The sequence below is a fragment of the Streptomyces sp. NPDC107522 genome, assembly GCF_055657525.1.
The window spans coordinates 25,720-38,402 of sequence record NZ_JBVKAU010000030.1; the positions used below are offsets into that span (position 1 = coordinate 25,720).

General features: G+C 68.6%; 13 protein-coding genes and 3 pseudogenes. 6 read left to right on the forward strand and 10 right to left on the reverse strand.

Features of this window, described 5'->3' with window-relative positions:
* Positions 1-152: 152 nt before the first annotated feature.
* Together ACZ7L6_RS42455 and ACZ7L6_RS42460 are read right to left on the reverse strand one after the other, a co-directional pair.
* Positions 153-821, reverse strand: a complete 669-nt coding sequence (locus ACZ7L6_RS42455; RefSeq protein ID WP_471933727.1) for a recombinase family protein — start codon at positions 819-821, stop codon at positions 153-155.
* Positions 822-998: 177 nt separating this feature from the next.
* Positions 999-1,466, reverse strand: coding sequence for a MarR family winged helix-turn-helix transcriptional regulator (locus ACZ7L6_RS42460; RefSeq protein ID WP_471933729.1), 468 nt, complete (start codon positions 1,464-1,466; stop codon positions 999-1,001).
* An 88-nt stretch (positions 1,467-1,554) separates the two neighbouring features.
* Between ACZ7L6_RS42460 and ACZ7L6_RS42465 the strand changes: the two genes are divergently transcribed.
* Positions 1,555-2,016, forward strand: a complete 462-nt coding sequence (locus ACZ7L6_RS42465) for an ester cyclase (protein WP_471933731.1) — start codon at positions 1,555-1,557, stop codon at positions 2,014-2,016.
* A 12-nt stretch (positions 2,017-2,028) separates the two neighbouring features.
* Here ACZ7L6_RS42465 and ACZ7L6_RS42470 read toward each other — a convergent pair.
* The 3 genes and pseudogenes from ACZ7L6_RS42470 to ACZ7L6_RS42480 all read right to left on the reverse strand — a co-directional run.
* Positions 2,029-2,753: pseudogene (locus ACZ7L6_RS42470) on the reverse strand (DUF4158 domain-containing protein); the annotation flags it as partial.
* A gap of 645 nt (positions 2,754-3,398) precedes the next feature.
* Positions 3,399-4,790: an amidohydrolase family protein gene (locus tag ACZ7L6_RS42475; protein WP_471933733.1), complete on the reverse strand. Its 1,392-nt coding sequence runs from the start codon at positions 4,788-4,790 to the stop codon at positions 3,399-3,401.
* Between the two features lie 248 nt (positions 4,791-5,038).
* Entirely contained in the window at positions 5,039-5,794 is a 756-nt protein-coding gene (locus tag ACZ7L6_RS42480; protein WP_471933735.1) for an Atu4866 domain-containing protein, read from the reverse strand.
* Positions 5,795-6,254: 460 nt separating this feature from the next.
* Here ACZ7L6_RS42480 and ACZ7L6_RS42485 point away from each other — a divergent pair, with 460 nt between their 5' ends.
* Complete coding sequence (locus ACZ7L6_RS42485) at positions 6,255-6,557, forward strand: Atu4866 domain-containing protein (RefSeq protein WP_471933737.1); 303 nt, start codon at positions 6,255-6,257, stop codon at positions 6,555-6,557.
* 395 nt (positions 6,558-6,952) lie between these two features.
* On the opposite strand, the gene ACZ7L6_RS42490 is transcribed toward ACZ7L6_RS42485, so the two are convergent.
* Together ACZ7L6_RS42490 and ACZ7L6_RS42495 are read right to left on the reverse strand one after the other, a co-directional pair.
* A complete protein-coding gene (locus ACZ7L6_RS42490; protein ID WP_471933739.1) occupies positions 6,953-7,828 on the reverse strand; it encodes a helix-turn-helix transcriptional regulator in 876 nt (291 codons plus the stop codon).
* 349 nt (positions 7,829-8,177) lie between these two features.
* Positions 8,178-8,378 carry a hypothetical protein gene (locus ACZ7L6_RS42495; protein ID WP_471933741.1) on the reverse strand — a complete coding sequence of 67 codons (201 nt, stop codon included), beginning with the start codon at positions 8,376-8,378 and terminating at the stop codon, positions 8,178-8,180.
* Between ACZ7L6_RS42495 and ACZ7L6_RS42500 the strand changes: the two are divergent.
* Positions 8,370-8,465 (forward strand): annotated as a pseudogene (locus ACZ7L6_RS42500) (IS5/IS1182 family transposase); the annotation flags it as partial. The gene ACZ7L6_RS42495 and the pseudogene ACZ7L6_RS42500 sit on opposite strands and share 9 nt — an antisense overlap.
* On the opposite strand, the gene ACZ7L6_RS42505 reads toward ACZ7L6_RS42500, so the two are convergent.
* Positions 8,455-9,510, reverse strand: a complete 1,056-nt coding sequence (locus tag ACZ7L6_RS42505; protein ID WP_471933743.1) for an SDR family oxidoreductase — start codon at positions 9,508-9,510, stop codon at positions 8,455-8,457. The pseudogene ACZ7L6_RS42500 and the gene ACZ7L6_RS42505 overlap by 11 nt on opposite strands.
* Before the next feature lie 336 nt (positions 9,511-9,846).
* On the opposite strand from ACZ7L6_RS42505, the gene ACZ7L6_RS42510 reads away from it, so the two are divergent.
* On the forward strand, positions 9,847-10,260 hold the full coding sequence (locus tag ACZ7L6_RS42510; RefSeq protein WP_471933745.1) for a hypothetical protein: 414 nt from the start codon (positions 9,847-9,849) through the stop codon (positions 10,258-10,260).
* 17 nt (positions 10,261-10,277) lie between these two features.
* Here ACZ7L6_RS42510 and ACZ7L6_RS42515 read toward each other — a convergent pair.
* Together ACZ7L6_RS42515 and ACZ7L6_RS42520 are read right to left on the reverse strand one after the other, a co-directional pair.
* A pseudogene (locus ACZ7L6_RS42515) lies at positions 10,278-10,754 on the reverse strand (transposase); the annotation flags it as partial.
* A 63-nt stretch (positions 10,755-10,817) separates the two neighbouring features.
* Positions 10,818-11,492 (reverse strand): TetR/AcrR family transcriptional regulator, encoded by a 675-nt coding sequence (locus ACZ7L6_RS42520; protein WP_471933747.1) that lies wholly within the window; start codon positions 11,490-11,492, stop codon positions 10,818-10,820.
* A 72-nt stretch (positions 11,493-11,564) separates the two neighbouring features.
* Here ACZ7L6_RS42520 and ACZ7L6_RS42525 point away from each other — a divergent pair, with 72 nt between their 5' ends.
* Both ACZ7L6_RS42525 and ACZ7L6_RS42530 read left to right on the forward strand, forming a co-directional pair.
* The gene (locus ACZ7L6_RS42525) at positions 11,565-12,029 is read left to right on the forward strand and encodes an ester cyclase (protein ID WP_471933749.1); all 465 of its coding nucleotides are present in this window, start codon (positions 11,565-11,567) and stop codon (positions 12,027-12,029) included.
* Positions 12,026-12,520, forward strand: a complete 495-nt coding sequence (locus tag ACZ7L6_RS42530) for a DUF3237 domain-containing protein (protein WP_471933751.1) — start codon at positions 12,026-12,028, stop codon at positions 12,518-12,520. Before ACZ7L6_RS42525 ends, ACZ7L6_RS42530 begins: the two co-directional genes overlap by 4 nt.
* The last annotated feature ends 163 nt before the right edge of the window (positions 12,521-12,683 follow it).

Below are 12,683 nucleotides of genomic sequence, written 5' to 3' on the forward strand. Positions count from 1 at the left end.
GCTGGCACGACCTCCCGAGCGGAGCCGACCGGACCGGTCGTGGGCCTGCGACCTGGCGGGATGCAATCGGGGCGGCCTCGCCCACTGGTTGCTCGGGTGTGAGTAGTTGAGGTACAGGAAATCCCGGTGAGAACGATCTTGCTGGGGTGCACCTACCTCGTACGAGCTTCGAGCTGCTGGGGAACGGCACCGACGCGCAGTTCGCGCAGGTCGGGGATGTGGTTGTAGAGGGTGCCCGGTGAGACGCCGAGGAGCTTGGCGATCGAGGTGATGGAGCGGCCGGGGTCGGGCAGCAGGTCGCGGGCGGCCTTGATGACTTCCTCGGTGGCGACGGTGGGGCGCCCGCCGACGCGGCCGCGGGCGCGGGCGGCGGCCAGGCCCTCGTTGGTGCCGATGACGATGAGCTCGCGGATGAACTCCGCCAGGGCGGCGAAGACGTGGAAGACGAGCCGGCCGCCGGGGGTGGTGGTGTCCAGGTTCTCGTGGAGCGTGGTGAAGCCGATCCCTCGGTCGCGCAGCTCGGCGACCATGTTGATGAGGTCCTGGAGGCTGCGGCCGTAGCGGTCGAGCGAGGGCACCAGGAGGGTGTCGCCCGGGTCGAGGAAGGCGTGGCACGCCTTCAGCTCCGGACGGAGCGCGTTCTTGCCGGACTTCTTGTCCGCGAAGATCTTCCGGCATCCGGCGGCGGTGAGCTCGTCGAGCTGCCGTTCGAGCTTCTGCCCGCCGGTCGAGACCCGGGCATATCCGATCTTGATTTCGGTGCGGATGAGCGGCTCGGCGACGAGGAGGTCCAGCCCGCCGGCCGGTTCGGGGGCGGTCATGGCTCCGGATCACGTCAAAGAACGACGATCTGAGGTTGTTGAACACACCAGGCTTTTGAAGGGGTTTTGAAGGCTCTGCGAGGTTCGCGTGGCCCTTGCAGGGCGCTCTTCAGAAAACGAAGGTTTTCTGAAGAGCGCGTGCGGATGCCCCCGGAGGGCGACCGGGCGGTTGTCGGGTCAGTCGGCGCGCAGGCGTGCGGTCTGTGCGGTGCCGACATCGGTGGCGCGCCGCAGGTATCGCTCGATGACGGTGAGCTCGTCGTCGGTGAAGTCCTCCAGTACCTGGTCGAAGGCTTTGCCGGGGGTGTCCCATGCGGCTTCGATCTCGGGGGTGCGGCCGCGGGTGAGGGTGACGAGCATCTTGCGCCGGTCGTGGGGGTCAGGGTGGCGTTCGGCGAGGCCGGCTTTCTGGAGGCGGTCGACCAGGCGGGTGGCCGATCCGGAGGTCAGACCTGTCAGGTCCGCGATCTCCCCCGTGGTGCGGGGGCCGGGTTCCAGGGCGAGCAGGCTGACGCATTGCAAGTCGGTGGGGTGCAGGCCGAGGTGTTCGGCCATGGCCTGGTTGAACAGGGTGTAGGCGGCGTGGTGGCGCCGGGCCGTCGCGGTGACCGCCGCGACCAGGTCCCCACGGGTTCGGTTTGACATGGAATCACCCTCGTGTCCTACTTATATCTGCGTGACGCAGATAATGCGTGGTGCAGATCCTTTGTAGCACGACCCCTTGGGAGAACCCATGACCACCCACACCCCCGACCAGCTGCGCACCCTCTACGGCCGTTGGAGCGAGCTGTGGCGCGGCGATTTCAGCCACGCCGAGGAGATCCTCGACCCCGGCTTCGTCGTCCACCAGGCCCGCCCGGACGGCAGCGACTCCGAGGCCGTCACCGGCCCCGAGCGCCTGCTGCCTGAGATTGAGCAGACCATGGCCGCCTTCGGCGACATCAGCATCGCCGTCGACCTCGGCCCGATCGTCGACGGTGACCTGATCTCCGCACGCTGGACCATGCGCGCCACTTACACCGGCGGTATCCCCCAGGCCACCGCCCCCGTCGGCACGAAGATCTCCTTCTCCGGCAACGACATTCTGCGCGTCTGCGACGGCCGGTTCGTCGAGTACTGGACCTGCACCGACATCCTCGATGGTCTGTCCCAGCTCGGCGCCATCTCCGGCCCCAATGGCCCCGCCCACCACTGAACAGGCAGGACCGGAGATCTCCTCCACCCGCTCCATCGCCCGCATCATCGCCGTGCCCGTCGACTTCACCGGAGGCGTGCGCAGCCGCTCCAGCTCCGAGATGCGCCTGCTCTCCGGCACCACCAGCAGCTCCGCCAAGGCCGGCGCGAGCGTCGCATCCGCCCGGACCGTCGCCCGGGCCACCGCCTCGTACAGGCGCCGCTCGGCCGCCGTACGAGCCTCCGACACCTGCCGGGCCAATACCGAGACACCCGGCAGCAGCACCCGGTTCTTCCGCAGCCACGTCACCGCGTGCTTGAACAGCGCCACCGCCCCCTCGGCGTGCGTCCACGCCCGCCCGTACAGGAAGCCGCGGAACTCCCGCCCCCACTTCCGGTCGGTGAAGTCCCGGTACTTGAACCGCCCCTGGATCTCGGCCGCGTGCTCGTACACCGTCGAGCGCCGCTCGGCGTACCGCTTCACGCACGAGGCGTCCGCGATGCCGAGCTGCCCCGCGAGGCACTCCACGGTCTCCACGGCACCGCGAGCGGGTCCTCGCCCAGGAACCGGCCGACGTAGCGGACTGTGCAGATCTGCACCGCCATGCCCAGCCGGTGTGCGTCCGTACGACGCACCGCGATCAGATCGCGGTCGTCATCATCGAGGAAGAAGAACCGCTCCAGCTCCGGGCGCGTGGGCACCTCGGTGAACGTCCCGTACGCCTCGGCCTGCTCATCAGTCAGAAACTCCACCGGCACGAGGCGGACCGCAGCCAGAGCCGATACCCACTCGACGATCTTTCCGTGAACCTCAGCGAGGCCGCAGAACGGTGTGCTGGCCGACCAAGATCAATCTCACCGGGATTTCCTGTACCCCAACTACTCACACCCGTTGCTGATGACGGGCGTTCATGCCGTGCGCGCGGTGCTCGGCCTCTTGCAATGAAGGATCGCGCTGCCACGGGCACCGACGTCGCGTGCTGCCAGGCCAGCTCCTGCGAGCTCCCACCCCTGGACCGCCGGGCATTGCAATCCGGCGGCGTAGGCGAGGCCGAACGCAGTCGCCGTCCAGGTGGCTTGCCCCGGCGTGGTGCCGAGCGTGGTGACCACGGGGTGCAGCAGCGACAGGACGGTGTATGTCTGGCCGATCATCAGGACGCCGAGCGCGGTCAGCAGGACGGTGGTCGGGGCGGCCGGGGCCCAGCCCGGCGGTCGGTGGGGCGTGCTGCTCTGGCTGTGTGCCTGGGGGTGTGGTTGCGGTGGGCTGGGAAATGGGAACTCCAGAAAGGGCGTCTGGTAGCGGCCCCATGTGTGTGCGACACGATCAGCCCACGGCACCGCCGGGGCGGTGGGTGCCCCGGCCGGGGTGGGGCACCGGCCCGGGGGGTCAGTGAACGGCGATGCTCAGGCAGCCGGGGTGTTCAGCACGTACTCGCGCGAGGCGTGGACCTCGCGGCGCAGTGTGGACAGGTCGACGTCGAGGACGTGGCCGTTCCATTTGCGGGGCTCGCCGTTGACGAGGACGGCGCTGATGTTGCGGGCGTCGGAGCCCAGCACGACGGTGCCGATCGGGTCGTTGAGCGGCATGTTGTTGAGGTCCTCGGCCTGGATGACCAGCAGGTCGGCCTTCTTGCCCGGGGTGAGCGAGCCGGTGACACCGGTTAGGCCGTTGGTGCGGGCGCCCTGGAGGGTGGCGAAGTCCAGGACGTCATGGCTGGTGATGCGGGAGGGCTGCCCGTCGGTGCCGTAGGCGGCGTTGACGGCGCGCATCCGCTGGATGGCGTGCAGGGCCCGCATCTGCGTGAACATGTCGCTGGCCAGGGCGACTTCGACGTCGATGCTCAGTCCGGGGCGGATGCCGACGGACAGGGCCTCGTCGACGGCGGGGATCGCGCTCTCCAGGCCGATCTGTGCGTCGGAGGTGGGGGCGAGCGCCACGGTGGTTCCGGTCTCCCCCATCGCCTTCCACGCCTCGGGGGTCAGTCCGGTGGCGTGGATGAGGGTGACGTCGGGGCTGAGGATGCCGTCCTTGGCCCAGCGCAGGATCGCCTCCGAGGAGGACGTGCCGAACACGGCGTCCACGCTCACTCCGATGCCCAAGTCCTTGGCGACGCGGGCGAGTTCAGGACCGTAGGCGAGGGCCGGTCCGGCGATCTCGTCGGTGGCGAGCGTCGCCAGGCGCAGAGTCAGCAACTGGTCGTCGCTGCTGAAGTGCTGGTCTTTGATGCGTGTCAGATCGCCGGGCCACTGCCGATCCCAGTTGCCGAAGTGCGGGCCCATGGAGGCGTGCACGCCGCGGATGCCGGTGTCGCGAAGGGCCTCGATGGCGGCGTCGGAGTGCTCTCGGGTGCGGGAGTTGTGGGAGAAGTCGAGCATGGTCGTGACGCCGCTGTCGATCGCGGTGAGGGCGGCCAGTCTCGTGCCGATGTACATGTCCTCGGGCCGGTAGACCGTGGCGTAGCCGGCAAGCGTGGCCATGACGTAGCCGCCGAGGTCGTCGACGTCCGGCATGATCCGGCGCAGCTGAGCCTCCCAGGCGTGCCGGTGGGTGTCGACGAACCCGGGGCTGAGGATCGTGCCGGTGGCGTCGACGACCACGGCGTCGCCGGCGCTGAGGTGGGGGCCGACGGCGGTGATGGTGTCGCCCTCGACGAGGAGGCCGCCGCGGTCGATGACGCCGAGGTCGGGGTCCATGGTGACGATGGTCGCGCCGGTGAACAGGATGCGCCGTTCCTCTGCGGGGCGGCGCCGGAGCTGTTCGAGGACGGCGGCGCTGGTGGTGTCGTTGACGTCCATGAGGGGTCTTCTTCTTTCCGTACGTCGGAGGGGGGTGGTGGGCTGCTTCCGGGGGCCCCGGTGGCGCTCGGCTTCCAGCCTTGGCCGCCCCGGCTACGGCAACCAGGCCGCCGTTTCCCCAGGTGTCGCGCACCCAGGATCAGGACGTGCACCGGCGGCGCGGCCCTGGAGCCGGTCGCCTGTGGGCTGCACGGGAGGGGCGGGGGCCGGGTCGCTGTGTGTGCGACACGGCATCTGCCGATCGGCGGTCAGCTCAGCTTCATGACGTAGCCCGCGTGGTGCAGTTCGTCGCCCTTGAACTCTCCGTAGGCCCAGAAGCCGAGGTCGTCCAGGTAGTCGATGCGGTCGCCGTCGATCCAGAACCGGCCCTGGTAGGCGTGTGGGCGACCGCCCCGGGTCTCGTCGTAGCGGCCGTCGGTGGTGAGCTCCTGGTGCAGGAAGTCCTTCCGGTCGATCCAGACGCCGACGCGTGGGCTGCCGGTCAGGTCCGGTACGGCCGGGATGCCCGTCTCGGGGGCGGTGGCCCGGCCGAGGGCGTCGGTGCCCGCCCACAGGACGGGCCGACCGGCCGCGACCAGCGCGCGGACCTGCTCCGGACGGGACATGAGGGTGGCTACCGCGCTCGGCACATCGGCGGCGAGTTCGTCGGGCACCACCAGGAAGTCGGTGGTGTTGCCCGGGGTCAGCGTCGCGACGTACTCCGAGCGGCTGCCGCGTTTGCCGGCCAGCGCGACGGTGTCCACGACGGCGGGGACGACGGTCATGCCGGTGCAGTCGACGACGATGGCGTTGTCGTCCCCAGCCGCGGTGACGATGGCTGGGCCGACGCCCACGATCAGGGAGCCGACGAACAGGATGTCGGCGCCGGTCATGGTCCCGATCAGCGGGTCCATCGTCACGATCCGGGCGTTGGTGAACAGGACGGGCCGGCCGGCGTCGTTCGAGACAAGCTCGTCGAGGACCTTCGGGTTCCAGCTCACGGCCTCGGCGTCGGTGATGGTCATGGTGCTCCTCAGGGGAGTACGGCTCATCGGTCTGCCCGACGCACGATGCGAGCGCCGGTGCAGGTAGGAGGCAGGTGCACGGGGGTTACGGCAGCTGCGTGACCATCAGGTTCGTAGCGCGGCGGATTCGGAACCAGGCCGCCGTATCCCCAGGTGCGCGGCACCCATGAACGGCCCTGCTGCTCGCAACGGGGGCCCGTGGGACGCCCTCGGACGGGCTTGAGCAGTGCGGAGAACGACGAGTCGGGTCCGCCATCCAGTGGTCGTGATGTCGCAGCCGCCGGCGGGTCACGACCTTGGCAGGTTCCGGCTTCGCCGCATCCGGGAGACTCGCCTGTTTCGGCACCCTGATTTCGCTGCGCCGTTCCGCTCGCGACGGTGGGTGCGCCGCTCCCAGGAGGCCCGCACCTGGGGAGACGGCGGCCTGGTTGCCACCGGCCGCCGGGCCAACCATGGACCCATGACCAGCAACGACACGCCACGCGACCCTCACCCGTACGTCGGGATGTGGGTGACCGCGGACGGATTCATCCGCCAGGAATTGCTGCCGAACGGCCGCTACGACGAGGCCCGCGGAAACCGCCAGAGCGCCTATACCGGCCGCTACGCCATCACCGGCAACCACATCGACTACGTCGACGACACCGGCTTCACCGCCACCGGCGACGTCCGCGACGGCGTTCTCGTCCACGAGCACCTGGTGCTCTACCGCGTGGGCGACGAGCGCGCCCGGGACGGAGGCATCCGTCGCGCGGCTGACTAGTCACGCGGAAGTATTGTCGGGGCTGCTCGTTCGAGGCACTGGCGCCGGGTATGGGGTGCCGACGGCGCGGGTTGCAGGACGCCGCCTCGATGCGTCGTACAGCAGCTGCGCCGCCGGGGAGGAGCCCTGTGCTCGCGCCATCGATCTGCCCACAAGCAGAGATTCCCGCCGTCATGCCAGATCGAGCCACCAGCAGGGTGCCCACGAGCTGAGACGGGGAATGCGGAGGCAGAGCTGCGGGTGCAGCAGCGGCGGGGAAGCCGGCTGCCGCCAGGGCCCCTCGACTGGGCCGTCCCGCCCCTTCGGGTGACGGGCGGTGTCATCAGCTCGCATCGGGCGGGGCCGATTCTCCTTGGTGGTCGTGGGCCCATTTCGTCGGCGCGTCAAGGGGGAAGTCAGGTGTGGCTGTGAGCCCGGCCGGATTCTTCCTGGACCACCTGTGTGGATTGCCCTCGGTCGGCGCGGGACCGGAGTTCGGCGAAGGCAGCCGCGGTGGCACTGGACGGCTCGGCCCGGTAGACGACCAGCTGCTGGTGCGGGGCACCGTTGACGGTGAACGCCGAGAACTGGATCTCCAGAGCGCCCACCTCGGGGTGTGCGAGGTTCTTCGCCTGCTGGGTCTTGCGCTTCACCTCGTGCCGTGCCCACAGGTCGGCGAACTCGGGGCTCTTCGCGCAGAGCGTGTCGACGACTTCGGTGATCCGCGGGGAGTCGGGGTCGTGTCCGTAGGCCGCGCGCAGCTCGGCCACGCAGGAGTTCGCGGCCTTGTCCCAGTCCTGGTAGAAGGCGCGCCCTGCCGGATCCAGGAAGATCATGCGGGCCAGGTTGTCGAACCGCTGGAACCCGCTGTGCAGGGCCGCGGCGAGCGCGTTGTGCGCCAGGATGTCCAGGGCTGGTCCCAGGATGAAGGCGGGGGTGTCGGGCCAGCTGTCGATCAGCTGCAGAAGCTCGGGGCTGATCCTGCTGTGACCGGCGGGAATGCCGCGGCGCTCCTGGGGCGCCCGGGTGAGTCTGCGCAGGTGGTCGTGTGCCTCGTCGTCGAGGTGGAGGGCGGCGGCGATCGCGTCGATCACCTGGGGCGACGGGCTGGTCTCCCGGCCCTGTTCCAGGCGCATGTAGTAGTCGGAGCTCACGCCCGCGAGCATGGCGACCTCCTCGCGGCGCAGCCCCGGCACCCGCCTGCGCCCGTGCTCCGGCAGGCCCACGTCGCGCGGTTTGAGGGCTTCGCGCCGTGCTCTGAGGAAGTCTCCCAAAGGAGTGCTGTCGCTCATGGCCCCAACCTAGTGGAGGGACATGCCGGCCGTCGGTGGACGGGACGTCCAAGCGTCCGGCCATGCCGTACCCGCGGAGTCGTCCGTTTACGGCATTCAGGCCACAGGCCCGGTCCGAGGTGCCTGGCGTGATGGGAACCTCACCGCGCGGCCCTGGCATGCCCCGCCGAAAGACCGCCAGCACTCCTGCCCAGGCCGGGGCGAGCCGGCCGAGGCACACACGCAGCGACTCTCCCGGCTCCACCGTCTGGGGGCGTGGCGTCATGCTCCTTCGCGTCCACCGGGGTTGCGGAGCGGTGAGCCCAGCTCTGGCACACCCCAGGAAACGGGGCCGGGACCGGGTCGTTTCTCAGCCGCGAGTGCTCATCCAGTCGGAGACGGCGCCCGTCGCCGTGTCGTGTGCGGGCAAGGGGCCGGCACTGAGCGAGCCGAGCAGGGCGAGGGCGTCGGCGGAGGCGGTGCCCGGTTCGGCTTGGTAGACGACGAGCTGCTGCGTGGCGGCGCTGTTGACGATGAAGGACTCGTCGTGCAGTTCCAGGTCCGCCTGCACCGACGCTACGAACGCAAAGCCACCCACTTCCTGGCCTTCACCAGCATCGCCTGCACCCTCATCTGCTACCGCCGGCTCACCCGATGAGACCGTTCCTTGCGCCTGTCCGCGGATTCCGCGCAACTCGTCGATGTGAGCAAAACAGGTCAATGTGCTCCCGCACCCAGTCGTCATAGGTCCGCAGTGGGCGGCCGATGATGTCCTGCACGGATGGCCGCTGGTCATGTGTCCACTGAGCGAGTTCGGCGAAGCGGACGCCATACTCCTCCAAGGCGTACAGCGTCACGTCGACCGCGCCGTCGGGCCAGCCAAGACGTTGCCAGACCACGCGGCTCTCGTCAGCCGTCAGCTCGACCGTATCGATGTCGCGCTTCAAAGCAGTGGCGATGCTCCGTATCCGTGATCGGGTACTCAAGGGCGGGGCCACCGCCTCGATGACCATCCCGGTAAAGCCATCGCAGGTCAGGGCTGCGGTCACTACGGCGGCGAGGTCCTCCTCATGGATGAAGGGGTAGGGCCCCGTGCTGAGGAGAGCCTCTCGGACCACCCCCTGGGCGCGAACAGAGTCGGGCCAGTCCGACCCTGTCGCCGGGTAGGTCCCCTCAATGACCGCACCCATCACGGCCGACGGCCGTATGTGGGTCCACGGGATGCCCGATCCTTCCACCGCCTTCTCGATCGCCAGCCAGAACCACGTGTCGGGCGGATACGCCTCCTCGTACTCCGGTCCGTGAGACGACAGCAGGACGACTCTCTCGACGGCCGCGTTCCGCGCGAGGATCAGGACCTCCTGAACCGTCGACGGATGAGCGCCGGCGAGGAACACGGCCTCGACACCGTCGAATACACGCGCGCACTCCAGCGGGCGGGTGATGGAGCCCGCGACGACTTCCACCCCGTCAGGCCAGCCACCGCACTGGTCCGGTTCGGCAAGCACCCGCACCGTCCGGCCCCTGACGAGCAGCTGTCGTGCCAGGCGTCGGCCGACAATTCCTGTGGGACTGCTGCCTTCGCCCTTGCGTGCGCTGACAACGGTCAACAAGTGGACACCAGTGGTATCTGACACTTCTTCGTGACGCTCGACGCAATTCACGGCAAGACCTTTCAACGCGTGTTCGCGGAGATCTTGCACTTGCCCCAGGTACCGGACGGCTTCTGCCGTACGCGACTACCGTTGGAACAAGCTGCGGATCGAAGCCGATCACCGCACCAGAGGAAGCCCAACTGGTGGGACAGCTCTACTCAGCCTGACGATCAGCCAATCCAAATGAGATGGCTTGTTACTCAACTTGATTGGGTGATGTCCGGTGGCGTGGGCCATCGGTCACCTGCGCCGGTGACCGCCGACCCACATGGGCCGGCCCTCGGTGTGCATACTGTGACCGGCAGAGGGGCCGTCGTCCGACCGAACGGCGATGGGTGGGCCCGATAGGCCACGGGCCGGGCCGGACGATCAAGGAGACCAGCGATGGATGTCGAGGAAAGCTGGCGCCGCTACGGGCTTCGCCCCGTCGGCGCGGACCTCGACGAGATCCGTGCACTCCTCAGAGAGCACACGGCGCGTGAACGACGCGCCCAGGGCACGGGCGACACTGAGCTGATGAGGCTCTGCTGCTTCCAGCTGTTCAACAGCGGCGACCTCGACGACGTGCTCCTGATCTGGAGTGCGAAGCAAGCCAGCTTCGACGCAGCGTGCTCGATCGACATCGAATTCCTGCTTGGGCACGGGCTCGACGCGACGAAGGCCCACCTCTCGGCCAACCGTGCACCTTCTGCGACGGCGGCACTGGATCGACTGCGCGAGCTCGAGGCAGACGGTGAATTCGAGGGCTTCTCAGTGGAGGAGCGCTCCGCCGACTACGACCGGTACTACGGCGACTGACGAATCTGCAGCGTCGGTCAGTCGTCCGTGATGAGGCCGGTGCCCGCAAGGCAGCTGTCGACGAAATCCGGGCGATACTGGATCTGCTTGAGCCTGCTCTTCACGGCCCTGGTGATCTGGCCCAGGTCGGCTGCGGCGAGGTTGCCGAGGTCGCGTTTGACCAGCGACCAGATGCCCTCCTGCGGGTTCAGGTCCGGCGCGTAGGTGGGGAGCTGGAACACGGTGAGCCAGGCGGCATGCGCGGCGATGAACTCCCGCATCCCGGCGGTCAGGTGGAGGCGGACGTTGTCCCAGACCAGCACGATCGGCCCGCCGAGCTGGATGCGGGCACGCACCAAGAGGTCGCGGAGGTCCCGCCAGCCGAAGCTCTTCGGCTCGCCCTTACGCCCTCGGTACTCGCGGATGGCGTAGATCAGCCGGACGCGTGTCCCGTCTCCACCCAGGCCCTCCCCCGCTCCTCGCGGCTCTTGTCCTCGTCGGCGGCCTTGCGGCGGCCTCCGCCACCGTGAAGCGCCACGCGTCGAGCGTCGAGGCGCCTCTCGTGCGGGCGTCGCCTGTCAGCGCGGAGGTGCAAGGAACCCGTCGACCACGCAGCGAACCTTTGAGACCGCGTCACTGTCACCCAGGCGCAGCGCGGTGTTTGCTGCGTTGAGCACGGCGTCGATCTGAAAGACCGTGAGGTCCACGTCCTGGTGGGCGACCTCCCCGGTGTTCACGGCGCAGTCGAGTTCGCCGGCGAGAAGAGCAAGCCAGGTGCGGCGGTGGAGCAGCAGGGCGTCACGGACCCTCCCGGGCCGGCTGTCGAAGTCGGGGAGGCAGGCCGCCCAGAAACAGCCTCCGGCGAACAACGGTGCCTCGACATAGGAGATCCAGCGTTCCGTCAGTGCGCGGAGCCGGGCAGTGCCCGGCTGAGCGGTCTGTGCAGGGCGGATGACCGCTTCAGTGAACTCTTCGCGCGCCGACTCCGCGACCGCGAGCTGCAGGTTCTCCTTGGTCTTGAAGAGCGTCTGGATGCCGCTCTTGCTCAGTCCCAGGTCGGTGGCCAGACGGCCGATGCTGAGGCCGTTGAGCCCTTCCAGGGAGGCGACGTCGACGCCATGGCGCGTGATCTTGTGCCGGGTCCGGGCACCGCGGACGAGGCGCTGGTCCGCCACGGTCGCGCCTGCTGCTTCCGTTGAAGACACGGCCACTTGTCCCCCTCGGTTCCCTGGGTGCTCGTTCATCGACACCATCCTGTCATGCGCTTGCCCAAAGCATACGACCGATCGTACGTTTACTTCGCAGGCATGCTGAAGGAGGCACCTATGCACGAACAGCGCATGTTCGAACTGGCGCAGGCACTCGCCGCCGCAAAGAGCCGACAGGACGTTCCCGCCGCCCTGCGGCTCTTCCACCCCGACATGGTCCTCGAGACCCCGGCCTTCGGTACGACCTCTCGGGGGCTGGCCGAGAACGAGAAGGCGTTACGGCGGTTCTTCGCCTCGTTCCCCGACGACGACGTCGTCCTGCACGGCCACGCGAACAACGGCGACACACTCGTGTGCTGGGGTACAGCGCGGCTGACCATGACGGGCAACCGGTTCGGTGCCGCCCCCAACGGCGAACGTGCCGAGATACCGGTGTTCATCCAGTTCACCTTCAAAGACGACCTGATCGCAGGAGAACGCTTCTTCTTCGACCTGGCGACGCTGTGCGCCCAGTCGGGAGTCTCCACGGACGCGGTCCAACGGAGACTGTTCCCCGCGCTCGCCGGAGGTGACGCGGCATGACGGCAGACCCGCGTGTGAAGGACGTCGGCGAGATCTGGACAGCGCACCTCTTCGACATGGTCGTCGACCTGAACCCCCGCCTGCCCATCGGCAGCGGCCCGTTCGGTCGGCGCGTCCTCTTCGGGGCGGCAGGCGGCACGTTCCACGGCCCCAGGCTGAGCGGCGACGTACTCCCCGGCGGGGGAGACTGGGCGCTGTTCGCCCCTGACGGGGCGATGACCCTGGACGTACGCCTGACACTGCGCACCCACGACGGCGCCCTCCTGCACATGACCTACGGCGGCCGCTGGGTCACCCCACCCGAGGTGCGCGATGCCCTGGCCGACCCCGACGAGCGGTACCGGATCGACCCAGCCCACTACTACTTCCGGACCAACCCGCTTTTTGAGACGGGGGCAGAGCCTTACGCATGGCTCAACGACACAGTCTGCGTCGGGTCGGGATACCTCGTCGAAGGCGGCATCGCCTACAAGGTCTTTCAGATCCTGTGACGAACCGTCATGGCGGGGATAGGGACTCCGAGAACCGGGCCTCGACCTCGAAGAACTTCCGCATCAGACAGAAGCCCGGTCTCGTCCCCCCGGTCTTGTCGACACGAGGTTCCAGTCGTCCTCCACCAGCGTCCAGCTTGCCAACAGCTCTTCCGGAGACCAC

Bases quoted from the DNA above. Each gene is read 5' to 3' on its own strand.
- ACZ7L6_RS42455 (WP_471933727.1), bottom strand. From the start codon at position 821: ATGACCGCCCCCGAACCGGCCGGCGGGCTGGACCTCCTCGTCGCCGAG.
- ACZ7L6_RS42460 (WP_471933729.1), bottom strand. From the start codon at position 1,466: ATGTCAAACCGAACCCGTGGGGACCTGGTCGCGGCGGTCACCGCGACG.
- ACZ7L6_RS42465 (WP_471933731.1), top strand. From the start codon at position 1,555: ATGACCACCCACACCCCCGACCAGCTGCGCACCCTCTACGGCCGTTGG.
- ACZ7L6_RS42475 (WP_471933733.1), bottom strand. From the start codon at position 4,790: ATGGACGTCAACGACACCACCAGCGCCGCCGTCCTCGAACAGCTCCGG.
- ACZ7L6_RS42480 (WP_471933735.1), bottom strand. From the start codon at position 5,794: ATGACCATCACCGACGCCGAGGCCGTGAGCTGGAACCCGAAGGTCCTC.
- ACZ7L6_RS42485 (WP_471933737.1), top strand. From the start codon at position 6,255: ATGACCAGCAACGACACGCCACGCGACCCTCACCCGTACGTCGGGATG.
- ACZ7L6_RS42490 (WP_471933739.1), bottom strand. From the start codon at position 7,828: ATGAGCGACAGCACTCCTTTGGGAGACTTCCTCAGAGCACGGCGCGAA.
- ACZ7L6_RS42510 (WP_471933745.1), top strand. From the start codon at position 9,847: ATGGATGTCGAGGAAAGCTGGCGCCGCTACGGGCTTCGCCCCGTCGGC.
- ACZ7L6_RS42520 (WP_471933747.1), bottom strand. From the start codon at position 11,492: ATGGTGTCGATGAACGAGCACCCAGGGAACCGAGGGGGACAAGTGGCC.
- ACZ7L6_RS42525 (WP_471933749.1), top strand. From the start codon at position 11,565: ATGCACGAACAGCGCATGTTCGAACTGGCGCAGGCACTCGCCGCCGCA.
- ACZ7L6_RS42530 (WP_471933751.1), top strand. From the start codon at position 12,026: ATGACGGCAGACCCGCGTGTGAAGGACGTCGGCGAGATCTGGACAGCG.